Origin of the sequence: Bradyrhizobium sp. Cp5.3 (assembly GCF_000426265.1) — a bacterium.
GTDB classification, from domain to species: domain Bacteria; phylum Pseudomonadota; class Alphaproteobacteria; order Rhizobiales; family Xanthobacteraceae; genus Bradyrhizobium; species Bradyrhizobium neotropicale.
On sequence record NZ_AUFA01000008.1, the window covers coordinates 1 to 23,169 of the forward strand.

Sequence of the window (23,169 nt, forward strand, 5' to 3'; positions counted from 1 at the left end):
CCAGCGTGCCCGATGGCGCCAAGCTGAAGGTGGGAGCTACGACCCTGCGCGGCATCGCCTTCGACGGCGGCAAGGGCATCAAGGAGGTCGCGGTCTCCACCGACGGCGGCAAGACCTGGACCAGTGCGAAGCTCGGCAAGGATCTCGGCAAATATTCCTTCCGCGAATGGAAGCTGCCGGTGAAGCTCGCGGCCGGCGCCTACGATCTCAAGGTCCGCGCGACCGGCAATGGTGGCGAGACGCAGCCGAACACGCCCCGCTGGAACCCGGCGGGCTATTTGCGCAACGTCGTCGAAACCGTCCGCGTGACCGTGGCCTGAAGGAGGATAACCATGCAACGCACCGTTCTCCTCGCCATCGCAGCCGCCGCCGGCCTTGGCTGGTTTGCGACCGGCTCCGGCTCGGTGACCGCCGCGCCCGTCAACTACAAGATCCCGGACGAGACTGCGGCCTTCAAACCCGGCCCCAATCTCGAGGTCGTCCAGGGCAATTGCACGGCCTGCCACTCGTCCGATTACATCAACACGCAGCCGCCGATGAAGGACAGGAAGGCCTTCTGGCAGGCCGAGGTGACCAAGATGATCAAGGTTTACGGCGCGCCGATCGACGACGCCGATATCGGCAAGATCGTCGACTATCTGGCCGCGACCTATTGAGCTCAGGTGGGGCACCGTCGGTGCCCCACTGCCCAACTAGCCTCCAATCTGACTGGCCGGGTGACTTCGACACCAAGCTTCGAAAGTTCACGCTCGGACCAGTCGACGGGCGCGCTCGCGCGAGAAGCATCGATAGTTCCTACAAGAGTCGCTAAGCGCGAGAGGGCAGTCGGGACTGCTTGCGTACCCACCGGTCGGGCCCAAGGGCGCTGGGCATTTCGTGCAAGCCCTGCATATATCCAACTCCGAATTATGCATTTGATTCAACGAACAAATTCCAAGATGATTTGGATGAACCAGTTTCCAATCGTTCGCTCGATTGGTCGTGCCCTTTGGCACCTCCGGTCGAATGGGTTCAATCGCCGTCTCCATTATGACCAACAACTCGACCCATCCACTACTATTTAGTCCTCTGGCCCTGAGAGGCGTCACGACGCGCAATCGCATCGTTGTTTCCCCAATGTGTCAGTATCGATCTGATGATGGCTGTCCAAACGAATGGCACTTGGTGCATCTGGGACGAATGGCACTGGGCGGCGCTGGCATCGTCTTCACTGAAGAGACCGCCATTGAGCCCCGAGGGCGCAAGACCTACGATTGCGCCGGGATATGGAACGAGCGGCAAGTTGAGGGCTATCGACGGATTACCGACTTCGTTCGCTCTCTTGGATCCATCCCCGCGATCCAGTTGGGCCACTGCGGTAGACGGGCAGGTACGCACGGCCCGATGCGAAATTTCGCCGCGTTGACGGACTCAGATGCCGCAATGGGGCGCCCACCATGGACCGGAATTGCTCCGAGCCCCCTGCGTGGTGCCCCTGACATGCCCACGCCACTCGAAATGCAAGTCGACGACATCAAGATTGTCGTACGAGCCTTTGCCGAAGCCGCAAAGCGCTCGGCGGCTGCTGGCTTTGACATCTGCGAGATACACGGTGCGCATGGTTATCTAATCCATCAGTTCTTGTCGCCGGTGTCCAATCAACGGACCGATCGATACGGCGGAGACCGCGTCGGCCGGATGCGCTTCGCCCTTGAGATTGTCGAAGCGGTGCGTCGCGATTGGCCCGAGGACAAGCCGTTGTTCTTTCGCCTGTCCGCCGTGGATGGAAAGGGTGGCGTTTGGGATGAAGAAGACACTGTGGCACTGTCCCGCGAGCTTGTTCAGCGCGGCGTCGATGTGATCGATTGCTCTTCAGGTGGCATCTCGGGAAAATCGGCGATGCCGAAGCTGGCCAATGTCCCTGGTTATCAGGTCCCCTTTGCCGAGCGCGTCCGGCGCGATGCGAAGGCACGGACGATGGCAGTAGGACTTCTCACCGACCCGCGTCACTGCGAGCTGATCCTAAGAGAAGGCAAAGCGGATCTTGTTGCCCTCGCGCGCGAACTGATGCTGCGTGGTGACTGGCCTGTCCAAGCAGCAAAGGAGCTCGGCCTGAGCGACTACCTCGACCTTTTTCCTGCCGATTACGCTTGGCGGCTCAAGCGTCGCGAAACCGGTTTAGGCTTCACATCGAGCTTTTGATGCCAAGAAGGTCCAGCCTGACGGCCGAAGGGATCATCGAGAACCAACCATCCGGAGCTAAGCGGATATTCTTTCGATATGGGCTTTGACCCGCCAAGAACCGGGTTCTCGGGTTGGTCCGGAGAGTGACGGGCTCCGTCCATCACCCTCCGGCACTGAAGTCAGCTCTGCTGTCGCTCGAGCACAGGAGCATCCTGCCCCTTGGGCGCCCTCGATCCCACTTCGACCACGATCCGGCCAACCACCGTCACATTGAAGAATTGGTCCATCACTTCGTCGAGTTTATCGAAAGGAATGGGGCGCGAGGTTTCGGCGAGATGATTCGGTTTCAGATCGGTAGCCAAACGCTTCCAAAGCCTCTTGCGCTCATCCATGTGCAACTGACGAGACACATTGATGCCAAGCACGTCGATGGCGCGGAGAACCCACGGAAGCACTGTCGTACTAAGCTCAGCGCCTACGGCCATTCCCGCAACCGCGAGCTTACCGTATGGCTGCAGACGTGCCGCCAGACGATCGAAGAACACGCCGCCGACGTTGTCGAGGGCCGCGGCGAACAATGGCGGCGCGAGCGGCGCCTTGTCGGCCAGCAGTTCCTGACGGGAAATGATCCTTGTCGCGCCGATTCTCTTCAGGAACGGCTCCTGCTCGGCCTTACCTGAAATTGCGGCGACTTCGAATCCTCGCTTGGTGAACATATCGACCGCGAGGCAACCAACCCCACCGGTCGCGCCGGAGATTGCCATGACTCCATCTTCGGGCTTCAGCCCCGCGCTTTCGAGGCGATCGACGGCGAGCGCTGCGGTGAGACCCGACGTTCCGAGTCCCATGGCCTCGTATAGATCAAGCCCGTCGGGCAGTGGCACAATCCAGTCGCCGGGTACCCTCGCGTAGTCGGCGTACCCGCCGTCCTGGTTGACGCCCAACTTATAGTTGGTCACAACAACCTTGTCCCCCTCGCGAAAGCGAGGATCCACGGATGACACGACGACGCCAGAGAGATCAACGCCAGTGACACAGGGCCTATCCGTTCGAACGTTTTTTCCGACGCCGCGGGCCGCCATCGCATCCTTGTAAGTGATCGCAGAATACGCGGTCTTGATGACGACATCACCCGGGTCCAGGTCATCCATCGTCAACTGTTCGAACTTGCAGACGGGCTTGCCGTCGACGGTGTGCACTCGATAGGCTTTGAATGTTGTCATCTTTTTTCCTCGTTAGGGCCGGCCCTGTCTCTCAGGACACTGCAGCCAAGCTGTTCTGCGAACCGCTCCCTGGAACTCTCGCAGAACACCATTTCGTCTCTCCTAGGCACGATTTCGGCACGGCCGATACCGGTTACGATCTGAAGGGATCGAGACCGGTGATTTCTCTCCCCTGGATGAGCGTCAAAATGCCCGGCGTTCCGTCAGGGATGGTGAGAGTTCGAACGTCCCGCGCCATCTGCTCCAGACCCAGCTCTTTGCTGAGACCCATAGCACCGTGCAGTCTCATCGCGAGTGCAATCGCCCGATCGCAGGCATCTACCGCGTATCGTTTCGCCATCGCAGAGAGGCCGTTCGCTCGTTCACCGCGATCGATGGCGGAAAGTGCATTGAAGCAGAGGAGCCGACTACTCAGAACGCAGGTCTCGATTTCAGCGAGATCATGCTGCACGAGTTGGAAGCCACCTATCAGCTTGCCGAACTGCTTACGAACACCCGCATAGCTGCGTGCGGCATCAAGCGCCCTCTGAGCCAGGCCGACGGCCATTAGACCAACGAGCGGTCGATTGGCGAGCCACGTCACCGTAAGGAGCTTGGCCGTTTCACCAGTGTCCGGACAAAGATTGACGTTGGGTACGCGGCAGTCGCTGAATGTCACTTCGCCGAGCGGAGCCTGTCGAAGCCCGTGCATGTCCACTTCCCGTGCGTCAAACCTGGACTCGGTCGGATCGACCAGGACACGAACCATGCTCGAACTGCCGTCTTCCTTCACGAGGCGGCATGTCACGTTCATCACGTCGCAAACGGTCGCGTTGGATATCCACTGCTTCGCGCCATTCAGGATGAGCTCGCCGCCCTCCTCTTTCAACCGCGTCTTGATTCCCCTTGGGTCGGAGCCTACGTCCGGCTCGGTGCTCGCAGTGCAGGCAATCTTTTTGCCTGTCATCAAGTCATCGAGGTAGCGTTCCTTTTGCTCGGGCGTACATCCGAAGTAGATCCGGGTCGTCGTAGCTTCATGAGGCTGAAGGATCAGACCAACGGTCGGCGGGATCTGCTCCGTGATCAGCCCGCAGTCGACCATGGTCATGCCCGCTCCGCCGCCTTCTTCGGGAATCCTCGCGCATGTCATGCCTAGATTTGCAGCCTTAGCGAATATCTTGAGAATAGCGTCCTTCGGAAGCGCCTTATCCCTGTCGTTCGCATCGAGCACGGGCTGAATGTCCGTTTCGACCATGCGCTGCGCGGCCTTCACGATCATCTGTTGCTCAGTGGTGAGGGAGAAGTCCATGTTGACTGCCTCTATCCTTTCTTGGTCGTTACCCGAGGCCTACGCGTTCTTGTGAGGCGACCGCTCGTCTCCTCGATCTACGTCGCAGGTTCTGCCGTGACTCCCGCTTATACTGTCGCTTCAAGGGCATCCGCGCCGATGGCACCGGCAATGAGGAGGCGTTCGATCTCCGCATCGTCCAGGTTCAGGTACTCTCTCAAAATTGCTTGACTGTCTTGGCCGTTCCGGCGCCCTGACCAACGAACTTGGCCAGGCGTTCGAGATAACTTCGGCACAATTCCTGGCAGCTTGACGGATCCGAGATCCTCGTCCGGGACGTCTAGGATCATTTCTCGGAAGCGATAGTGTTTGTTTGCGAAAATGTCTTCCATCGTAAAGATGCGGCTCGCGGGAACATCCTCAGCGTCCAAGATCGCTTCTACCTGATCAAGGTCGTGCGAACCGGTCCACGCCTCCACGATCGCATCAATCTCTTCCACGTGTCGGGCTCGCGTGGCCTGCTCTGCAAATCGCGGATCGGCCCCCAACTCCGGCCGTCCCATCGCCTTACAAAGCCGGCGATACACCTGGTCGGCGAGCGCTGCGATGTGGATGTATTTTCCGTCGCGTGTTGGGTACAAGCTGTTTGGTGCGCTGTTCGGCAAACGAGCTCCGGCCCGGCGTGGAAGCTTGCCGGTCTTTTCAAACGCGGGGACGGAAGCCTCCATCAGACTGAAGGCGGACTCGTAAAGAGCCGCGTCGACGCACTGTCCTTCGCCGGTACTTTCGCGAGCGATCACCGCCATCGCCGTACCGAACGCGGCATAGATGGCGGTGATATAATCCGTGAGCGGCAGGCCAACGCGAGAGGGAGGTCGATCCGGATCTCCGATCATTTCTCGCAAGCCGCTCATCGCCTCTCCGATGACGCCGTAGCCAGGGCGCTGCGACATTGGGCCAGTCTGCCCGAATCCGCTGATCCTCGTCATGATCAGATCGGGGCGCACCTTTCGGAGATCGTCGTATCCCAAGCCCCACTTCTCGAGCATTCCGGGACGAAAATTCTCGACCACAATGTCAAAGTGCGGCACCAGCCGTCGGACGATGTCTTGTCCGTCCTTTGAGCGCAGGTTGATCGATATGATGCGCTTGTTTCTCAGCAGCGTAGTTGCATAGAGCGACTTACCCCGGAAAGTCTCTCCGAGATTCCTCAGTGGATCTCCCACCAGATCCTCGACCTTGACGACCTCCGCACCGAAATCGGCGAGCAATCTCGCGCAGAAGGGGCCGGCGACTGTCGATCCGAGATCAAGAACTCGGTAACCGGCCAAGGGACCATTCGACAGATCTGAGCGGTTCTGGAAAGATTTCATCAGAGTTCTATCCTTATGAGCGTCATCATCTCTGTCATCTACTTGTGATTGAACCACAAGCTGCTGGGGGTCCGTAGTGGCGAAAGCTGGGCTACCTGGCAGGTTGCAACGCAGCCTCGCTAGTCGCCGCGATTATCTCGAGTGCGGGAGCCAGCTCTTCGCGGGGGAGCCAACGCGACAGGATTTCCTCGTAATCCTTTGGATCATGAGCGCGCGGCGGTCTCGGAAGATCAGGAACCGACCGACTAAAACGCGGAGCTGGTGCGGGCTGAACAACCCCCGCAACCTCGATAAGCGTCTTTCTCGCCTTCAATTGAGGATGGCTGCCCGCCTCCTCCATCGTCAGCACCGGAGCGAAGCAGGCGTCTGTGTTCTCGAGGAGGGTCCGCCAATGTTGGCTCGATTTCTTTGCGAAGGTAACGGCGAGGGTCGTACGAAGCTCCCCCCATCGTCGCTTGTCCTTCTTCAACTCGATCGTCGACGCCGGAAGATCGATAAGCCGCACAAGTTCAAGGAAGAACTTGTCTTCGATCGGTGCGACCGCGATAAACTGATCGTCTGCGCACTTGTAGACGTCGTAGAATGGCGCACCGGAGTCCAAGATATTGTCCCCGCGCCTCTCCGTCCAAAGCCCAGCGGCCTTCATTCCGAAGAATTGCGTCATCATCGATGCAACACCGTCCACGATTCCCGCATCGACGACCTGCCCCCTCCCGGACTGCCTGGCCTCGATCACTGCAGCTAGAATGCCGAATGCCAGGAAAAGACCTCCTCCGGCAAAGTCGCCTACCACGTTGAGCGGAGGGGTGGGTGGAGCGCCGGCGCGCCCCATGGCTGCAAGCGCTCCGGTGATGGCGACATAGTTGAGATCATGCCCTGCATAGTTGGAAAGGGGGCCGTCTTGTCCCCATCCGGTAACTCGTCCGTATACGAGAGCCGGATTTCTCTCCATGCACTCGGTTGGCCCAAGTCCAAGCCGCTCTGTCACGCCGGGACGAAACCCTTCAATCAGTACGTCGGACTGTTGCACCAACCGCAGCACCAATTCGATCGAGCGCTTCGACTTGAGATCAAGCGCCACTGTGTCACGGTTCCGCATGATCAGGTTGAACTCGATCGGCCGTTCCACACCGAGCCCGCTAGGTTCGAGACGGTCAATGCGAAGGACGGAAGCTCCCAGGTCGGCAAGCAGCATCCCACACATCGGGGCCGGTCCTATGCCCGCCAATTCGACGATCTTCAGTCCACTCAGCGGGCCCATTTGCCACCCATGCTCACCAGCACATCCACCTTCATTCGTCCTGTGGCAGCGGCGGTCATTCCTGACTGCGCGCCAATTTCGCCTTCGCCACTAACTGCCGTTCTCGTCGTGAACGAGAGGGAAGAACAAGTCCTTCCAACTGGTCGACTTTTGCTTCACGCCGCCCGCAAAGAGCATGAACTCGGCAACCTTTTGCAGACCTCGCGGCGCGACCTGGAAGTTGATCTTCTTGTCCTTCAAGAAGGCCTCCTGGACCTCCGGCGTTAGCTTCTCGTTGGTCACGGCGATGTAGTCCGCCAGCGCAGCCTTCCGATCATTGTTTGCCATGGCCGACGCCTCCTTGAGGGCATCAAACACGGCTTTCACGACCTTCGGATTCTGTCCGTAGAATTTAGTCGTCGTATTGATTGTAATGAGGGTCGACTGTCCGCCCCACACGTCGTAGGAGCTCAAGACCTTGTGGATCTGCGGGTCCTGAAGCTCCATGTACGAGTAGGGAGCGGCCGTGAAGTGAGCGTTGACTTCGCTCTTTCCGGAGAGAAGTGCAGTTGCAGCATCGGGGTGCGCCATAGCGACCACATTGGAATCGAACTTGGTCACAGCATCCTTGCCAAATAGTTGGACAGCCGCGGCTTTCAACGTAACAGCCTGCATCGAGCCGAGCGCAATGGCTGGCATAGCGATGCGATCCGTTGAGCCGAGATCCTTGAGAGACTTGAAAGACGGATTTCTGGACGTAAGAATCATCGGCACTTCGCTGACGGCGGCAATGCCCTTGACTGCGAGGTTGCTGTGGGTCCGGTCCCATAGAAGTACAAGCGGCCCAGTACCTGTCGCTGAGATGTCGATCGCCCCCGACAACAGAGACTCGTTGATGCCCGAGGCGGATATCTGCAACCAGTTCGCCTTTAGCTCGATGTTGGCAGCTGCGGCGGCTTTTTCGACCAGCCTATGTTTCTCCATCAGGACCAGCGGCAAGTAGTGAAGGCCAAACTGCCGCGCCAGCTTTACCTCCTTGACCTCTGCATGCGCCTGAAACGCTGTAAATGCGAAGGCCGCGGCCATCAGAGACGTTAGAATCTTCATGCCCATCCTCTCATGTCGTTCATTCTTTGGCCGGCAGGCGTCAAGCACGCACCTGCCCCCACTTGATGACGGTCTTCTTCTCGATTTGTCGGAAGATCCCGTTTTCGATGATCAGACCGACGATCATCACGGTCAGTAGGCCTGCGAAGACGCTCGGAGTTTCCAGCGAGTTGCGCTTCTCGAAGATGAACCAACCAAGCCCGCCCTGCCCCGATGCAGCACCGAAGACAAGCTCCGCGGCAATGAGCGTCCGCCAGGCAAAGGCCCAACCGATCTTTAGACCAGTTACGATTGACGGGAGCGCGGCCGGAATCAGGATGTGGAACACGAGCCTCACTCCGCGCAAACCAAAGGTCTGCCCAGCCATCCGCAGGGTTTCGGAGACGCCCAAGAAGCCGGAATGCGCGTTCAGGGCGACCGCCCAAACCACTGAGTGCACGATGACGAAGAAGAGGCTTACGTTCCCCAAGCCGAACCAGAGCAAGGCCAACGGCAGCAAAGCTATTGCCGGCATCGGATTGAACATCGCAGTCAAAGTCGAGAGGATGTCCGTGCCGATCCGGGTAGAAACGGCCAGAATCGTGCACGCGGAAGCAATCGCGAGGCCGATGACATAACCCACCAAGAGCGTCTTCAGGGTCACGAGGAGCCGCGCGGGAATGACGCCGCTCGCAATGCCGTCTTCGAGCGCACGCATGGTATCCGCGAAACTGGGGAAGAGGATCGGTACGTCGACCCGGGTGGCGTAGACTTGCCAGATGATTGCAAGAACCACGAGGACCGTGAGCCTGCGCAGCAGCGCTACTTCCGCCAGGCGCGTAAACAGGGGGAGTTTTACCTCTACATCACTCGGATCCTTTGCGGGCAACACCGTGAGTTCGTATTCGTCGCGGATCGGGGGTGTAAGAATCATCGAGCTCACAAGTAGGTCTCCTTCTTGTTTCGCTTAATGCTCGAAGAGCATGTCGTTGATCTTCCTGCAGAGCGCCTGAAATTCGGCCCCGTTTTGGCTGTCCGGACCGAACTGGTGCGCATTGAGTTCGGCGCGCACCCGGCCAGGATGGGGCGAAAGCACGAGGATCCGACTGCCGATGAGGACGGCCTCCTCGATCGAGTGCGTCACGAAGATCAAAGTGAAGCGTGTCTTGTCCCAAAGTTGCAGTAACTCGTGCTGCATCTTTCGCCTGGTCAGAGCATCTAGGGCCGCATACGGCTCATCCATCAGGAGGACGTCCGGCTTCATTGCCATGGCTCTCGCGATTGCAACGCGCTGCTTCATGCCGCCCGAAAGCGTATGCGGATATGCATCTGAAAATTTCGTGAGCCCGACTCGTTCGATGATCTCTTCTGCAGAGCGAGCGACATCCGCGCGCTTGTTGAGCTTGAGCGGCAGCTCGATGTTTTGTCTGACGGTCTTCCACGGCAGCAATTGGTCGAATTCCTGGAAAACCATCATCCGATCGGGACCGGGCGCATCGATTTGACGGTTCTTGAGGGTCATCCTTCCCTCAACCGGCTTGATGAAGCCGGCAATCGCCTTCAGCAACGTCGACTTGCCGCAACCAGACGGCCCCAACAGAACGAAGCGATCTCCGGCATGGATATCGAAGCTGACTTGCGATGTCGCCGTAACCAGGTATTCGGTGGTCTTGTACTGAAGCGTCACCCCCGAGACCTGGAGGAGCGGCTCTTGAGGAATCTGCGCAGGGCGCGGATTCGAGACGACCTGGAGCGTCGACAGCATCACCTACTCCTATCCGACTGTCATGCGCGGCCCGATCCGCATGACGCCAATTGCGTTTCCAAATCCCACTCTTCTAAATTCCGCGTCGCCGATTTTTTTGGGTCGCCGCGTCTCGGTCTACGTCCTTGTCTGCGGAAGGCGGCGACCGAGCAGTCCGCCTGCGACCATATTGCGCAGGATTTGCGTCGTACCCCCGCCGATGGTGAACATGCGTGCATCCCGCGCCATTCGTTCGAGCGGCAGATCGCGGCCATACCCGGCGGCGCCGTGCAGCTGCAGGGCATCGTTCGTCACCTTGATGGCGCCCTCCGCGGTGAATATCTTGGCCTGCGCCGATGCCGTGACATCCGGCCACGGATTAGCGTTACGCGCCGTGTCCTGGATCAGGAGTCGCGAGGCGCGTAACGTGATCGCCATGTCTGCCAGCATCCATTGCACGCCTTGGAACTCGGAGATCGTCCGTCCGAACTGCTCGCGCTCGTCGACGTAGGCCAAGGAGGCCTCGTAGGCTCCTTGTGCGATTCCAAGGGCCACCGAGGCTGCGCCGATGCGTTGCGAGTTGTACGCCTGCATGATTTGTCCGAAGCCCTTCTTCAACCCTGCGGGCGGGACGAGCAAAGCATCGGCGGGGACTTCACAATCTTCCAGGTGCAACGTTCCTTCCGGAATTGCACGCAGGCCCATTGCAGGAAGGCGCTTGCCGACACGAAAGCCCGGATGTCCGGCTTCGATCATGAACGAGCCGATACCTTGGTAGGTTTCGCCGTCATAGACCTGAGCGAGCACGAGATAGAGCCGCGTGATGCCCGCGCCGGTGATCCAGTGCTTCGTCCCATTGAGAATGTAGCTATTGCCGCGGCGTACAGCCTTGGTGGTCATGTTGGTCGCATCGGAGCCGGCTCGCGGTTCCGAAAAGCAGATCGCCGGCTTGTCGGCGTCGAGAATAAGTTCTGACGCGCGGCGTTTCTGCGTCTCCGTGCCGTATGCCATGATAGCGGGGACGGCACCCATATTGGTGTCAACGACAATTCTGCCGGAAATCCCGCACGCCTTGGCTGCCTCCTCGACGGCAATGGTCACGCCAAGAAAATTGACGTCGCGGCCGCCATAGGCCTTCGGCATCGTCATCCCCGCAATTCCGATATCTCGGAGCGCGCGGGCATGAGCGTATGGATATTCTTCAGTTCTATCGAGCTCCGCTGCCGCAGGCCGAAGTACACGGTCGGCAAGTTCCTTGACGCGCTCCCGGATCTCCTCGTGCGAGAACACGCAAGAACTGACAGCGACTGCCATTTGGTTCCTTCCCTGAGGGCGCTCGTTAGGAGCTGATGATGGTTGCATCATCGGTAAACCAATTGACATCATGCATAAAGTGCAATATTTGCAGAAGTTTAGTTGCGCGAGCTGCAAGTCAGGAAAATCGTTGAGGATCTTGCAAGGATGGATAAGCGGTCGTTGGAATCCTTCGTTGCCGTCTACCGATCGGGCTCTCTAGTGGAGGCAGCCGAGCGCCTCAACATCTCGCAGTCGGCGTTGTCGCGACGCATCACCGAATTCCAGCACAAGCTGGGCCTGTCTCTCTTCGAATCCTCTGGACGGGGATTGGCGGCGACGAGCGAGGCCCAAAATCTGCTTCCCCTCGCCTTGGCGGCGTTGGAAGGAATTGCTGCGCTGGAGGCGGCTGCACGCGTGAACGGTGTGCGCCCGGCGATTCACCTAACCGTCGCGGCGACCGCACATATGATCGAGACAGTAGTCGCCGATTGCATCGCCGATTTCGTGCGAACTCACCCTAACGTCAGGATAGGCCTTCTGGAAGCCGGAGGGGTCGAGATCGAAGATCTCATCTTGAGTGGCAAGGCTTCCCTCGGCATCACTGCCCGCCCTCGCTTTGACACCGGGCTCATCGATCGCCCAATTGTGCGTTTGAATATTCTCGCCGGGTCCTCGGAGCCCTTTACCCCTGGCGAGGTCAAGAATGGTATTGAGCTTCGGGCACTTTGTCGGCGAGAGCTGCTAATTCTCGACCGACGCTATCAGTCTCGCTTAACTCTCGACGCCGCGTTGCGGCTCCTACAACTTACGCCGAACATCATGCACGAGGGCAGCTCCGCCAGCGTCATTCTCGCTTTGGCTCGTGTCGGTCTTGGCACCGCGGTGATGCCATCGAGCACCCGAACGGACCTCTACACGGCAAAGATTACCGCAAACGGTGTCGCGCTGGGCATGGATTTGACGGCGATATGGGACCCAACGATGCGCTGGAGAGCCGAAGTAGAAGAATTGGCCGATTCTCTCAGAAAGTCCTTCGCGCCCCGCAAACAATCGCGACGTCCGCCCACAGCCGGGCGCGCGACGCGTACTTCCTGATCGTCTCGCTATCCATGCTCTGCTCGATCGCTCAAGTCACCCAGTGAACCTCGCTATGAGACGGGCGGAGGATCGCTGCGCCAGCGAGTATTCTCTCGATATCTCCTCGATCAGGGCTCCAGTTGAGCAGCATAGGCTGCAACCATAAAAGGAAGTTTGAGTCCTGACGTTAACCGCTCGAATCTTGACATCGTCTCTCCGATCGTTGCTCCGCAAGCTGCGCCGACAATACAAGCGCCAGGTTCAACACGTCCACTTCCTTCCGAAGTGCACCTGGCTCGCGTAAGACTGAATACGGGACTTGAGTTTTTTGGCGCGACTCCGGAACCAGGATCGACTAGCCTGATGCGGTTGCAAGGGTCTCATAGCAAACTAAACTTGGACCGCCACATGAGCGCCATTTGCTTTCCAACCGCTTCGGCCCCGAGGCCGCCGAACCGGAGCTTCAGGACGACTCCCCGGCCGTTCACTTCCAGCTGGCCAAGCGCGGCTCGATAAGAAAGTTTCGGCCCGAGCAACTCCAAGATCACGTCCTGCGACGACTTTGCGCGCTTGCGCTCTGCGCCCCGACAAAGAGCGATTTGCAGCAGCGCGACATCATCATTGTCGGTTCACCTATTTTGCGAGCAGAAATCTGTGCGCTTTTGGCGGGTGGGCACCTAGGCCAAAGGTGGCTTCAGGACGTCCCGAACCTTGCTTGATGTCCTTAAGGCCCCTCACACGTGCAGAGAGCACGGCCATTCCTAGCCGCCTGTATGATTGGCTTTTGCGGTCCAAGTTCAGTTGGAATTCGTCTAGCAGCTCTTCCAGATCAAAGCGGACATGAGTGATGTCCCCCTTGGCCAAAGCAGCCATCGCGTCTGGGAAGGGGGTGTTGAACTCGATGCCTGCTGCGGCGAACTGCTCGGCAACGCTTTGGAAGATTGGCTCAGAGCCTGTGCCCTCTTGACGCTCATCTTCGTCAGCAGCCAAGACCGAAGCGTAATAGTGCTCGGCCATTCGCTTCACCCGCGCATCGGAGAGCGACGATATTACGGGACGCTCTTTGAGCAGCGCCTCAGCACTGGCCAATGTCCGGTTGAAATCGGCCAGGACGTGCGTGGCAGCAACATTCGCTTCCTTCAGCACCTTGGTGCCGAGGGACTTCTTCAGAAAGACCTGCTTGGGTTTCTCGGAGTTGAGGACGCGCGCGACGGCTTCTTGGAGGCGTTCAGGCACTTTCCGCTGAGCGTAGTACGTCCCGTGTCTGTCTCTTATCAGTCCCATCAACGCGCGCATCAAAGCTACGACCCAGTGCTACCACCCGAGCGCAGTCAAAGCCATGATTTGCGTGATGTTTTTGAAATCTCAGCGCTTCTAGAGCCGCTGGCGCTCCCTAGGGGAATCGAACCCCTGTTTCAGCCTTGAGAGGGCCGCGTCCTAACCGCTAGACGAAGGGAGCGTGAGGGCTAGCCAATAGCCTCGAAATTTGTCCGCCGCAAGGACTGAACCTGCCTTTTATGGCTCATTGGCAAATTTCAGCTTGCCGGCCGGTTTCAACGTGTGGGCGTCGAAGGTGCGGATCTCGGTTGCCCCGCCGACGTCGAGGGTCACCACGAGGCGGTCGCCCGCGACCGCGGTCGAGACGATCCTCGCGCCCCTCGGCAGGGTGGCGGTGACGTCGCTCAGGGCCTCGGCCGCCCTTCCCTCCGACTTGAAAAGGCGGTAGCCCACCGCGATCAGGACGGCGCAGATCGCCAGCGCCGTGGTCAACCCCGCGATCAGCATCATCCGCCGCACCCGCGCGAACAGCGCGGCCTGCTCGGGGGTCGGTTCGGGAACAGCGGTTTCGGTCGTCATGCAGGGCTCTGGGTCAGCGCAAAGGTTGGAGGTTGTCGTTGCCGGCGACGAGGGCTCGGCCCGGCTCGACCGGGTGCTGGCCGCGCGCCTGCCGGACCTGTCGCGATCAAGGCTGAAAGCCCTGATTCTGGCGGGCGCGGTGAGCCTGAAGGGCGCCGCGGTCCGCGACCCCGCTTATCACGTCGCCGCCGGCGATACGATCATAATCGACGTGCCGGAGGCAGCCCCGGCGGAGCCGAAGGGCGAGGACATCGCCCTCGACATCGTGTTCGAGGACGACGACATCATCGTCATCAACAAGCCGAAGGGGCTGGTCGTGCACCCGGCGGCCGGCCACGAGACCGGCACGCTGGTGAATGCGCTGATCGCTCATTGCGGCTCTTCGCTGTCGGGCATTGGCGGGGTGCGCCGGCCCGGCATCGTGCACCGGCTGGACAAGGACACGACGGGGCTGATGGTGGTCGCCAAGAACGACCTCGCCCACCAATCGCTGACCGCGCAATTCGCCGATCACGGCCGGACGGGCGCGATGCGGCGCGGCTACATGGCCTTCGCCTGGGGGCTGCCGAACCGCCAGCGCGGGACGGTCGACGCGCCGATCGACCGCCATCCGCACGCGAGGGAGAAGATGGCGGTGCGCCAGACCGGCCGCGAGGCGGTGACGCATTGGGAGATCCTTCAGAGCTTTGCCGGGCGCGACGGCAAGGGCGTGGCGGCGCTGCTCGCCTGCGAACTCGAGACCGGACGCACCCACCAGATCCGCGTCCACCTCGCCCATATCGGCCACCCCCTGATGGGAGACGCCGTCTATGGCCCGCATTTCAAGACCAAGGCAAACCAGCTCGGCCTCGAGTCGCAGGCGGCTTTGGCCGCCCTTGGACGGCAGGCCCTGCATGCCTATCTGCTGGTATTGGAGCACCCGAGGACGGGAGAATTACTCCACTGGGAGGCGCCCCTGCCGGAGGATTTGCTTCTCCTTGAAGGTGCTCTGAAAGCGGCGCTATGACGCAGGGTGCTTCAGAAAAGCCTTACCTTACAAAAAGTTATAGCTGCCACACGGGGACGTGACGTCAGCAATCCTTCCCTAAACGACCCTCGATGGGGTATATTGCGCCTGCGTTGAAAGACCAACGCGGAACATCGCAGTCCGGCCGGCTTTAACCAAGCGGTCGTCTGCCTGGCCCGCCGCTATCGGGGGCCTGAACCTTTGGAGGGCGCACTATGGCCCGTACCGCTGCTTTGCCGGTCCTCAATGGAGAATCCGGCCTTTCCCGCTACCTCGCCGAGATCCGCAAGTTTCCAATGCTGGAACCCCAGCAGGAATACATGCTCGCCAAGCGTTGGCGCGAGCACGACGATCGCGACGCGGCACATCAACTCGTCACCAGCCACCTCCGGCTCGTGGCCAAGATCGCCATGGGCTATCGCGGCTACGGCCTGCCGATCTCCGAGGTCGTCTCGGAAGGCAACGTCGGCTTGATGCAGGCGGTGAAGCGCTTCGAGCCCGAGAAGGGCTTCCGTCTTGCCACCTACGCCATGTGGTGGATCAAGGCGTCGATTCAAGAGTACATCCTGCGTTCCTGGTCGCTCGTGAAGATGGGCACCACCGCGAACCAGAAGAAGCTGTTCTTCAACCTGCGCAAGGCGAAGAGCAAGATCAACGCGCTGGACGAGGGTGATCTCCGCCCCGACCAGGTGAAGATCATTGCGAAGCGCCTCGGCGTCACCGATCAGGACGTGATCGACATGAATCGCCGCCTCGGTGGCGACGCGTCGCTCAACGCGCCGATCCGCGACGACGGCGAGGCCGGCGAATGGCAGGACTGGCTGGTCGACAATACACCCAACCAGGAAGCCATGATGGCCGAGCACGAGGAGTATGATCACCGCCGTGACGCCCTGAACGGCGCCATGGGCGTGCTCAACCCGCGTGAGCGCCGCATTTTCGAGGCGCGCCGCCTCGCCGATGAGCCGATGACGCTGGAAGACCTTGCCGCCGAGTTCGGCGTGTCGCGCGAGCGCGTCCGCCAGATCGAAGTCCGCGCCTTCGAGAAGGTGCAGGCCGCGGTCAAGGGCACGATCGCAAGGCAGGAACAGGCTGCGCTGGAAGCCGCGCACTAAGCGCAACTTCCCTGCGCCAGAGATTGGCGGATCGAAAAGACGGAAAAGCCGGCGGCCACGCCGGCTTTTTTGTTTGGCGGCCCTCCCCTGCGCCAAACCGGCCGAGCTTGCCTTGAACCGCGTTCGCCGCTCAACCGACCAAAAAGGCGTCAGCATCAAGCGGACCGAGCTCGCGCCGTGTCGATCATCCTGCAATCCACCGTCGGCGGCTTCTCCGCCCAGTTCATGCGCAAGCTGCCGCTGGTCGAGCAGGCGATGCGCGAGCACGGGCTGGATCCGGCGGAGTTCGTGGTCTCGAAGGACTATGCCAGCACCGCGACGATTCCGTTCGTCGGGCCGTTCTTCTACGATTACAGCGTCTTCTTCGGCGACGATCAGTTCACCGTCACCGAGCCGAACGACATGGTGTTCCTGGACTATTTCTTCAAGCGGGTGCTCGCCGCCGACGGGCCGCCAGAATTGCCGGATCGGCCGGGGCTGATGCGGCGCTTGTTCGGGTGGATGACGGCGGCGACATAACCTCCTTCGTCATTCCGGGGCGCGACGAAGTCGCGAGCCCGGAATCCATTCATCCACCAACTCTGCGGCGCGATGGATTCCGGGCTCGCGCTACGCGCGCCCCGGAATGACGAGAGGCCCTCACTCCCCCCACGTCCGCGCCAGCGTCGCGAGCCAGCAGCCTTCGCAATAGCGCGCGTCCTTGTAATCGATCCAATTGTGCGCATAGACGTGGTCGAGCGGAATGTCGTAGCGCGCGCGCAGCACGCGGACGAGGATCCGCCACGCCGCGACCTGCGCCTCGGTCGGTCCCGCTGTGACGTCCGGATAGTTGCCGGCGAACTCGACGCCGATCGAATTGTCGCGCACGACCTGGCGATAGGTCGTCTTGTTGTCGATGTACTTGTTGTCGTTGCGGTTGGCGCCGTCGCCATGGGTCGGCACCAGATTTTCCGCGACCGCCCAATAGACCGTGCCGTCAGTCTCGACCCAGACCGTGACGCCGCGGCGGGTCGGGTTCTTCGACTGCTCCTGCGCGCCGCCCCGCGCCGAGCCCGCCGGCCCTTCGGTCTGATGCACGATGATGTTGCGCCAGGCATGAGCCTGAGCGACATCGCCCCACGGTGCGAGCCAGACGATCTTCAAGCCGGGAATGTCGGGCGTGCCGGAGTCGCGCGCGACCTTGGCAAGGTCGGCCTCCATTGCAGCGGCGGGAGCGATCAGGGCATAGGCGGCGAGAACAGCCGCGAGCAGGCGAGACATCATCATGCGGGTCCAATGCGGACCCGAGCCTAGCATCTTACGCGAATTTGCGCGCGGCCGCGGCCAGATCAGTCAGCTCGGGCGAGAGCGACGGCGCCGGATCATAGACCGCAAAATCGTTCTTGCCGTTCTTCTTGGCCGCGTAGAGCGCGTCGTCGGCATGAGCCATCAGGCGGTCCGGAAACTGGCCGATGGCCCGATCCCATTGCGCCACGCCGATCGAGATCGCGATCGGGATGTCGTTGCCGGTGCAGGCGGCGGCGTCCTGGCGGCAGACCTCGAGCACGCGGCGGGCGATCAACGCGCCTTCGTGGAGCGACGAGGACGGCAGCACGACGCAGAACTCGTCGCCGCCGGTGCGGGCCAGCATGTCGCCCGGCCGAAGCCGCGTCTGCGCCATCAGGGTGAAGTGCTGCAGGCAGGCGTCGCCCGCAGCATGTCCATGGGTGTCGTTGATGGTCTTGAAACCGTCGAGATCGATCACCAGCAGCGAGAACGGCTCGCCGCTGCGCTCCGAGCGGGCGCACTCCTCGGTAAGCCGCTGCAACAGATGCCGCCGGTTGGCGACGCCGGTGAGGTCGTCGAGCAGCGCGAGGTCGGCGACCTCGTTGCGCAGCCGGTCCATCGCCATCAACAGGAAGCCGAAGTTGAGCGTCATCGACAGGAACAGGAGTCCGAGCACCATGACGGCATGGGCCTGGCTTCCGGCGACCGCCGAAAAATCGCCGCCCAGCACATTGCCCGCCGTACGGGCCACGAAGATGGCGATGATCGTGATGATGACGATGCTGGACAGCCAGGCGCCAGGGCTGACGCGGCCTTCCTGCGGCGACAGCAGGAGACGCAACGCCGACAGCAGGGGAAGAGCCTGACCGACCGTGTAGCAGAGCATACGCAGCTGCATGTGGTCGAAGACGATCCTGAAGAACACGACACCGGCGAGGCTCAGGACGCCCGTCACGGCCATGGCGCGCCAGGGCACCGGCCGGTCGTAGAAGCGCTGTATGCCCATGGCGGCGAGGCAACTCGCCGCCATGATGCCAGCAGCTCCAGCCAGAAGCGGCACGGGAGAGGTGACGAACAGGTGGACCAACGCCGCCATCGCGCCTGCCGCGGCGACGAAGGCCGATGCCATCCAGAACCGCGCGGCCTCGAATTTCGGATAGGAGCGCGTCACATAGGCCCAGATCAGGCCGAGCGCCAGGAAGTTGATGACGAAGACCGTCCAAAGTGTCGGTACGTTCAGCATGGCGGCCGCAGCACGCGCAGCGTCCCGCCTCCCGCCTTAGGCAACCGTCCGTGCATAACCGCCCCCGTGTTCTTGCGGACGACAATGCGCGTGGCGCGCTTAATGGAGTCTCACCGCGATCCTGCAAACACGGGCTTTGGTTTTGGATTGATGAATCCCGCAAACGGACTCCGGCATCGTTAAGCAAGACTTGATGCGCGACAGCCGGCCACGTCCGGGCGAACCGGAGGCGGATTCGCGGGCAAAAATCACCCGAAAATGCGTCTGAGCTGTGGATAACGTGATGACGGAGATATGACAGCACGGGGCAGTTGCCCGCGAATCTGCTGAGTTTGTCATCGAGGATGTTGCGAGGCTGGCCCTCCGCCGAGCATCCCTCGTGTCGCGTTTCACCATTAACCCTTGAGAGGATACTATGGCTAAGAAAGCGAAGAAGGCGGCGAAGAAGAAGGCGAAAAAGGCCAAGAAGGCGAAGAAGAAGTAACGCGGCTTCTTTTTCTTTGCCCGGGTGGAGCCTCGCTCCGCCCGGGTGTCAGGTAAGGTTGAAACAGTTTGAAGATGGCGGGCGCGAGGCCCGCTTTTTTTATTTGTCGCGTTATTGCCATCCGCTCCGCTCTCTCGCTCCCTCGCCCCGCTCTTCGCGGGGAGAGGGGGGTGAGGGGCGCTTCCACAAAGACGATAGCAGACGGATTCCCCCTCACCCGGATTGCACATCTTTCGATGTAATCCAGCCTCTCCCCTCGCGCGGGGAGAGGTGAAGAAAGCAGCCTACCTCTCGGCGAACGCCAGCTTCGCTCCAAGCAACGCAAAGCCGGCGGCAAAGCTGCGGCGCAGCCAGGCCATGACGCCCGGGCGGGAGATGATGCGCGCTCGCACCGAGGCGGCACACAGGCCGTAGACGACGAACACCGCAAACGTCATCGCCATGAAGACGCCGCTCAATTCCAGCATCCGAGCCAGCACATGGGGCTCGTCCACCGCGATGAACTGGGGCAGGAAGGCGAGGAAGAAGATCGACAGTTTTGGATTGAGGATGTTGATCAGGAAGCCGGTCACGATGACGCGGCCGCTCGAGCGCTCCTTGATCTCACCCTCGACCGCGAGCGCCCCGGTCTCGCGCAGCGCCTGCCAGGACATGTAGAGCAGATAGCCCACGCCGCACCATTTCAGCGCGGCGAAGGCGAGCGCGCTGGTGTGCAGCACGGCGGCAAGGCCGAGCATCGCCGCCGTCATGTGCGGCACGATCCCGAGCGTGCAGCCGAAGGCTGCTGCGATGCTGGCGCGCGAGCCGCGCGTCAGCGCCGCGGCCAGTGTGTAGAGCACGCCGGTACCGGGCGAAGCGACCACGATCAGTGAGGTGAGCAGGAAGGACAGGGTCATGGACAGACCTTATCACCGCCTCTCGCGGCAAGAAAGCAAGCTGCCAGGACGGTCCCTCAGGACAATTGCGCGAGCTCGGCCTCGCGCAGCACGTCGAGTGGCGCCCAGGGCTTGGCCCAGAATTTCGCGCCGTCAGGCAAAGGCTGCGCCAGCGGACGGCCCGAGGTGACGACGACGTCGAGCCTCGGATTGCGGTCCTTGGCAACATAGGCGAGCTCGACCCCGTTCATGCGGCCGGCGAGCTGCACGTCGGTCAGCATCAGGCATAGCGCGCCGGCATTGTTGTCCAGGACGCGTTCGGCCGCCTCGGCACTTTCGCACTGGATGACTTCGTAGCCGCTCTCCTCCAGGAGGAGACACAGCATCTCGCGCTGCATGGCGTCGTCCTCGACAATCAGCGCGGTCGCCCGATATGGCATAGCCTGTCTCATGTGGCCGCTCCAAAAATGATCGTCTTCACTGAACTAACGTATGTTAAGGGCGCGCCCGCGATATGGTTCGGTTCCAAACTGAAAAAATGTACATCCAAGTTCCCACGGCCGGCGTGGCTGCAGCGGAAGCTGGAGAAGATAGCGAGGGACGACGAACGTGATGCGAAAGCGCCGCCCGCCCTCAACCGTCGTCCTGGCGAGAGCCAGGACGACGATCGGGTGAGCTTCCGTCATCAATATCTCCGCTCTCATGCCGTGGCTTGACCGGCGCATCCAGTACTTCGCGGCTCCTCCGTATGACGTTACTGCCTCTGGAATACTGGATCACCCGCCTTCGCGGATGATGACACGGAGTGTGTGGCGGGAGCGCTTCGTCTCTCAGCCGCGCGAACTCACTGCCCGATCAGCCGATCGGCAAAATAGCCGATCGTCTTGCGGTAGATCAGCGCCCTGTTCCACTCGCGCATGGCCTCGAAATTGGCGGTGCCTTCGCCATAGGGCTGGCCCATCTTGAAGCCGTTGGTGTGGAGCAGGTTCGCGGTCGAGGCGAGCACGTCGGCGGCGCTGTGGCGAAGGTCGACGCGGCCGTCGCCGTCGAAGTCGACGCCGTATTTGATGTAGGACGACGGCAGGAACTGGGTCTGGCCGATCTCGCCGGCATAGGCGCCGATGAGGTCGCGCAGCGGCAGGTCGCCGCGCTGGACGATCTTGAGCGCGGCGAGCAGCTCGCCCTGGAACAGCTCGGTACGGCGACAGTCATGCGCCAGTGTTGCGAGGGTGCGGATCACCGGCAGCTTGCCCATGTCGCCCTTGCCGAAATCGCTCTCCAGGCCCCAGATCGCGACCAGGATCTGGCGGGGCACGCCGAACTGCTGCTCGATGCGCGACAGCAGCGCGGCGTGACGCTGGAGCAGCGCGCGGCCGCCGTTGATGCGACCGGGCCCGACGCGCGTCGAGACGTACTGCTCAAAACTCTTGTTGAAGGTGTAGCGCTGCCGGCGGTCGAAGGCGAGCACGGCGCCATCCTGCGTCACGCCACCGAACGCCGCGCTGGTCACGCTCGCCGAGACGCCGGCCGCCTGCGCCTCCGAGGTCATGCTGGCGACAAAACTGTTGAAGTCGCCGCCGCAGCGCGCGGCCTCAGCCGAGCCGCCGGCCAGACACACCATGGAAGCGACGGCCAGAACAAATCTCAGCATGTGGAATGATCCCCGAAATCCTTGCGCGAAGCGGCCGGCGATCATGCCCGGGAACCGGACTCCCGTCAAAGCGGCAAAACCCCGCCAGAACCGATCGCAACGTGAGCGCGACTAACGAGTCGCGCTCCATCCCCATCCTCAACCGCATCGCGCAGCCAAGGCTGCGGACCGCCGGCGTAGGGTTGCTTGCTCCCGTCGGCTCCAACGCAACGGATGCCGGCCGCGCGCTCAACCGGCGGGTGGAGCTGGTCGCGCCGTGAGGGTCGCGAGCGCTGGAGTTGATGCGCATCAAGGCCAGCGCGTCGGCGGCGTGAGATGAATTGGCTCGTGCGCTGCGCCTTGTCATTCCGGGGCGCGACGAAGTCGCGAGCCCGGAGTCCATTGCGCCACCAATAATGCGGTTAAATGGATTCCGGGTTAGCGCTTGCGCGCCCCCCGGAATGACGAGCGGAACAGTCACAACGACAAGATCGGGCTCCTGCGGCGCAGCCAGGCAAGAGACGTCCGGCAAATCCCAGGACGATCAGTCATGGCCGACGACAAGCCCACATCGAAACCCGTCGCTCTTCTGCGCCTGCCGCTCTTCCGCCTGCTCGCCATTAACCTCGCGATCGGGGCCTGCGCCGCCGCGCTGCTCGTCGGCGGCCTGCTCTGGCTCAACCCCGGACATCTGCGCGAGCTGATCTTCGCCGATCACGCGCCTGGCGTTGCACTCCTCCTTCTGCTCGGCTCCTTCCTCATCACCCTCGGCTCCGCAGCGATGGGCAGCGCGATCATGGCGCAAGGGCGTAACGCAGACGAATTCCACGATGGCGGCGGGCACGGCTCGCTTGTTGTTGAGAAGCTGGCTGCGCGATCATCCGACGTGATGCGCGCGCCGCGAGATGGAACTCGCCGTACGAGTTGATCCGGACGTCACCGTCGCTCGGGAAGACGTGCAGCTCTGCGCACTCCGGTACAGAGCGCACATCTCTCGTCGCGTTGCGAGAGTGGACAGCATGAACAGATTACTTCGAACATCCAAACATTTGATTCCGGAACTCGTTGGAACCAAAGCTCGCCATCGACGCATTTCTGATGCGCTTGCTGCGACATCAACGCTGCAACGATTTGCCTTGCCATCGTATGGAGCTGGTTATAGCCTTCTATTCTAGGTTGTTGCCCCGCCAGCCCCGGGCGACGCTGAAGACCAAAAATAAACGG

The 23,169-nt window shown here is 61.2% G+C and carries 23 protein-coding genes, 1 tRNA gene and 2 pseudogenes; 10 read left to right on the forward strand and 16 right to left on the reverse strand.

Annotated elements, in window-relative coordinates; all coding sequences use genetic code 11:
* From K289_RS44250 to K289_RS0112120, 3 genes and pseudogenes are all read left to right on the forward strand, one after another.
* Window positions 1-320 (forward strand): annotated as a pseudogene (locus K289_RS44250) (oxidase); the annotation flags it as partial.
* A gap of 12 nt (window positions 321-332) precedes the next feature.
* Window positions 333-656 (forward strand): cytochrome c, encoded by a 324-nt coding sequence (locus K289_RS0112115; RefSeq protein ID WP_027551758.1) that lies wholly within the window; start codon window positions 333-335, stop codon window positions 654-656.
* Between the two features lie 373 nt (window positions 657-1,029).
* On the forward strand, window positions 1,030-2,181 hold the full coding sequence (locus K289_RS0112120) for an NADH:flavin oxidoreductase/NADH oxidase (RefSeq protein WP_027551759.1): 1,152 nt from the start codon (window positions 1,030-1,032) through the stop codon (window positions 2,179-2,181).
* 161 nt (window positions 2,182-2,342) lie between these two features.
* On the opposite strand, the gene K289_RS44255 is transcribed toward K289_RS0112120, so the two are convergent.
* The 8 genes from K289_RS44255 to K289_RS0112160 form a co-directional block, all read right to left on the reverse strand.
* Window positions 2,343-3,386: an acryloyl-CoA reductase gene (locus K289_RS44255; protein ID WP_063614137.1), complete on the reverse strand. Its 1,044-nt coding sequence runs from the start codon at window positions 3,384-3,386 to the stop codon at window positions 2,343-2,345.
* Between the two features lie 133 nt (window positions 3,387-3,519).
* Window positions 3,520-4,674 (reverse strand): acyl-CoA dehydrogenase family protein, encoded by a 1,155-nt coding sequence (locus tag K289_RS0112130; RefSeq protein WP_027551760.1) that lies wholly within the window; start codon window positions 4,672-4,674, stop codon window positions 3,520-3,522.
* Between the two features lie 107 nt (window positions 4,675-4,781).
* The gene (locus K289_RS0112135; protein WP_051310556.1) at window positions 4,782-6,026 is read right to left on the reverse strand and encodes a CaiB/BaiF CoA-transferase family protein; all 1,245 of its coding nucleotides are present in this window, start codon (window positions 6,024-6,026) and stop codon (window positions 4,782-4,784) included.
* Window positions 6,027-6,117: 91 nt separating this feature from the next.
* Complete coding sequence (locus K289_RS44260) at window positions 6,118-7,287, reverse strand: CaiB/BaiF CoA-transferase family protein (RefSeq protein ID WP_051310557.1); 1,170 nt, start codon at window positions 7,285-7,287, stop codon at window positions 6,118-6,120.
* Window positions 7,288-7,377: 90 nt separating this feature from the next.
* Window positions 7,378-8,373: an ABC transporter substrate-binding protein gene (locus tag K289_RS0112145; protein WP_198024691.1), complete on the reverse strand. Its 996-nt coding sequence runs from the start codon at window positions 8,371-8,373 to the stop codon at window positions 7,378-7,380.
* Between the two features lie 40 nt (window positions 8,374-8,413).
* On the reverse strand, window positions 8,414-9,286 hold the full coding sequence (locus tag K289_RS0112150) for an ABC transporter permease (RefSeq protein ID WP_027551763.1): 873 nt from the start codon (window positions 9,284-9,286) through the stop codon (window positions 8,414-8,416).
* Between the two features lie 33 nt (window positions 9,287-9,319).
* Complete coding sequence (locus K289_RS0112155) at window positions 9,320-10,117, reverse strand: ABC transporter ATP-binding protein (RefSeq protein WP_035684538.1); 798 nt, start codon at window positions 10,115-10,117, stop codon at window positions 9,320-9,322.
* Between the two features lie 117 nt (window positions 10,118-10,234).
* Entirely contained in the window at window positions 10,235-11,410 is a 1,176-nt protein-coding gene (locus K289_RS0112160) for an acyl-CoA dehydrogenase family protein (protein ID WP_051310558.1), read from the reverse strand.
* A gap of 102 nt (window positions 11,411-11,512) precedes the next feature.
* Here K289_RS0112160 and K289_RS0112165 point away from each other — a divergent pair, with 102 nt between their 5' ends.
* Window positions 11,513-12,487: a LysR family transcriptional regulator gene (locus K289_RS0112165; RefSeq protein ID WP_027551766.1), complete on the forward strand. Its 975-nt coding sequence runs from the start codon at window positions 11,513-11,515 to the stop codon at window positions 12,485-12,487.
* 401 nt (window positions 12,488-12,888) lie between these two features.
* Window positions 12,889-13,188 (forward strand): nitroreductase family protein, encoded by a 300-nt coding sequence (locus K289_RS53055; RefSeq protein WP_084788599.1) that lies wholly within the window; start codon window positions 12,889-12,891, stop codon window positions 13,186-13,188.
* Here K289_RS53055 and K289_RS50365 read toward each other — a convergent pair.
* The 3 genes from K289_RS50365 to K289_RS0112185 form a co-directional block, all read right to left on the reverse strand.
* The gene (locus tag K289_RS50365; protein ID WP_027551767.1) at window positions 13,103-13,765 is read right to left on the reverse strand and encodes a DUF6538 domain-containing protein; all 663 of its coding nucleotides are present in this window, start codon (window positions 13,763-13,765) and stop codon (window positions 13,103-13,105) included. The genes K289_RS53055 and K289_RS50365 overlap by 86 nt on opposite strands.
* 88 nt (window positions 13,766-13,853) lie before the next feature.
* A tRNA-Glu gene (locus K289_RS0112180) sits at window positions 13,854-13,928 on the reverse strand.
* 56 nt (window positions 13,929-13,984) lie between these two features.
* Window positions 13,985-14,326, reverse strand: a complete 342-nt coding sequence (locus K289_RS0112185; RefSeq protein WP_027551768.1) for a hypothetical protein — start codon at window positions 14,324-14,326, stop codon at window positions 13,985-13,987.
* Between K289_RS0112185 and K289_RS0112190 the strand changes: the two genes are divergently transcribed.
* The 3 genes from K289_RS0112190 (at window position 14,325) to K289_RS0112200 (ending at window position 16,966) form a co-directional block, all read left to right on the forward strand.
* Window positions 14,325-15,332: an RluA family pseudouridine synthase gene (locus tag K289_RS0112190; protein ID WP_027551769.1), complete on the forward strand. Its 1,008-nt coding sequence runs from the start codon at window positions 14,325-14,327 to the stop codon at window positions 15,330-15,332. The two genes, K289_RS0112185 and K289_RS0112190, sit on opposite strands and share 2 nt — an antisense overlap.
* A gap of 215 nt (window positions 15,333-15,547) precedes the next feature.
* Entirely contained in the window at window positions 15,548-16,447 is a 900-nt protein-coding gene (rpoH, locus tag K289_RS0112195) for an RNA polymerase sigma factor RpoH (protein ID WP_027551770.1), read from the forward strand.
* Window positions 16,448-16,624: 177 nt separating this feature from the next.
* Window positions 16,625-16,966, forward strand: coding sequence for a hypothetical protein (locus K289_RS0112200; RefSeq protein ID WP_027551771.1), 342 nt, complete (start codon window positions 16,625-16,627; stop codon window positions 16,964-16,966).
* Between the two features lie 120 nt (window positions 16,967-17,086).
* On the opposite strand, the gene K289_RS0112205 is transcribed toward K289_RS0112200, so the two are convergent.
* The 5 genes from K289_RS0112205 to K289_RS0112225 all read right to left on the reverse strand — a co-directional run bounded on the left by K289_RS0112205 (window position 17,087) and on the right by K289_RS0112225 (window position 21,966).
* The gene (locus tag K289_RS0112205) at window positions 17,087-17,713 is read right to left on the reverse strand and encodes an N-acetylmuramoyl-L-alanine amidase (RefSeq protein ID WP_027551772.1); all 627 of its coding nucleotides are present in this window, start codon (window positions 17,711-17,713) and stop codon (window positions 17,087-17,089) included.
* Between the two features lie 31 nt (window positions 17,714-17,744).
* A complete protein-coding gene (locus K289_RS0112210) occupies window positions 17,745-18,956 on the reverse strand; it encodes a GGDEF domain-containing protein (protein WP_027551773.1) in 1,212 nt (403 codons plus the stop codon).
* Between the two features lie 768 nt (window positions 18,957-19,724).
* Window positions 19,725-20,336 carry a LysE family translocator gene (locus K289_RS0112215; protein ID WP_027551774.1) on the reverse strand — a complete coding sequence of 204 codons (612 nt, stop codon included), beginning with the start codon at window positions 20,334-20,336 and terminating at the stop codon, window positions 19,725-19,727.
* A 56-nt stretch (window positions 20,337-20,392) separates the two neighbouring features.
* Window positions 20,393-20,767, reverse strand: a complete 375-nt coding sequence (locus K289_RS0112220) for a response regulator (RefSeq protein WP_027551775.1) — start codon at window positions 20,765-20,767, stop codon at window positions 20,393-20,395.
* 392 nt (window positions 20,768-21,159) lie between these two features.
* A complete protein-coding gene (locus K289_RS0112225) occupies window positions 21,160-21,966 on the reverse strand; it encodes a lytic murein transglycosylase (RefSeq protein WP_027551776.1) in 807 nt (268 codons plus the stop codon).
* Between the two features lie 143 nt (window positions 21,967-22,109).
* On the opposite strand from K289_RS0112225, the pseudogene K289_RS50375 reads away from it, so the two are divergent.
* Both K289_RS50375 and K289_RS44270 read left to right on the forward strand, forming a co-directional pair.
* A pseudogene (locus K289_RS50375) lies at window positions 22,110-22,226 on the forward strand (OmpA family protein); the annotation flags it as partial.
* A 269-nt stretch (window positions 22,227-22,495) separates the two neighbouring features.
* On the forward strand, window positions 22,496-22,873 hold the full coding sequence (locus tag K289_RS44270; protein WP_051310559.1) for a hypothetical protein: 378 nt from the start codon (window positions 22,496-22,498) through the stop codon (window positions 22,871-22,873).
* The last annotated feature ends 296 nt before the right edge of the window (window positions 22,874-23,169 follow it).

Bases quoted from the DNA above. Each gene is read 5' to 3' on its own strand.
- K289_RS0112215 (WP_027551774.1), bottom strand. From the start codon at position 20,336: ATGACCCTGTCCTTCCTGCTCACCTCACTGATCGTGGTCGCTTCGCCC.
- K289_RS44270 (WP_051310559.1), top strand. From the start codon at position 22,496: ATGGCCGACGACAAGCCCACATCGAAACCCGTCGCTCTTCTGCGCCTG.
- K289_RS0112185 (WP_027551768.1), bottom strand. From the start codon at position 14,326: ATGACGACCGAAACCGCTGTTCCCGAACCGACCCCCGAGCAGGCCGCG.
- K289_RS0112190 (WP_027551769.1), top strand. From the start codon at position 14,325: ATGCAGGGCTCTGGGTCAGCGCAAAGGTTGGAGGTTGTCGTTGCCGGC.
- K289_RS50365 (WP_027551767.1), bottom strand. From the start codon at position 13,765: ATGCGCGCGTTGATGGGACTGATAAGAGACAGACACGGGACGTACTAC.
- K289_RS0112120 (WP_027551759.1), top strand. From the start codon at position 1,030: ATGACCAACAACTCGACCCATCCACTACTATTTAGTCCTCTGGCCCTG.
- K289_RS0112155 (WP_035684538.1), bottom strand. From the start codon at position 10,117: ATGCTGTCGACGCTCCAGGTCGTCTCGAATCCGCGCCCTGCGCAGATT.
- K289_RS0112150 (WP_027551763.1), bottom strand. From the start codon at position 9,286: ATGATTCTTACACCCCCGATCCGCGACGAATACGAACTCACGGTGTTG.
- K289_RS0112145 (WP_198024691.1), bottom strand. From the start codon at position 8,373: ATGAAGATTCTAACGTCTCTGATGGCCGCGGCCTTCGCATTTACAGCG.
- K289_RS44255 (WP_063614137.1), bottom strand. From the start codon at position 3,386: ATGACAACATTCAAAGCCTATCGAGTGCACACCGTCGACGGCAAGCCC.
- K289_RS0112135 (WP_051310556.1), bottom strand. From the start codon at position 6,026: ATGAAATCTTTCCAGAACCGCTCAGATCTGTCGAATGGTCCCTTGGCC.
- K289_RS0112225 (WP_027551776.1), bottom strand. From the start codon at position 21,966: ATGCTGAGATTTGTTCTGGCCGTCGCTTCCATGGTGTGTCTGGCCGGC.
- K289_RS0112210 (WP_027551773.1), bottom strand. From the start codon at position 18,956: ATGCTGAACGTACCGACACTTTGGACGGTCTTCGTCATCAACTTCCTG.
- K289_RS44260 (WP_051310557.1), bottom strand. From the start codon at position 7,287: ATGGGCCCGCTGAGTGGACTGAAGATCGTCGAATTGGCGGGCATAGGA.
- K289_RS0112205 (WP_027551772.1), bottom strand. From the start codon at position 17,713: ATGATGATGTCTCGCCTGCTCGCGGCTGTTCTCGCCGCCTATGCCCTG.
- rpoH (WP_027551770.1), top strand. From the start codon at position 15,548: ATGGCCCGTACCGCTGCTTTGCCGGTCCTCAATGGAGAATCCGGCCTT.
- K289_RS0112115 (WP_027551758.1), top strand. From the start codon at position 333: ATGCAACGCACCGTTCTCCTCGCCATCGCAGCCGCCGCCGGCCTTGGC.
- K289_RS0112160 (WP_051310558.1), bottom strand. From the start codon at position 11,410: ATGGCAGTCGCTGTCAGTTCTTGCGTGTTCTCGCACGAGGAGATCCGG.
- K289_RS0112130 (WP_027551760.1), bottom strand. From the start codon at position 4,674: ATGGACTTCTCCCTCACCACTGAGCAACAGATGATCGTGAAGGCCGCG.
- K289_RS0112220 (WP_027551775.1), bottom strand. From the start codon at position 20,767: ATGAGACAGGCTATGCCATATCGGGCGACCGCGCTGATTGTCGAGGAC.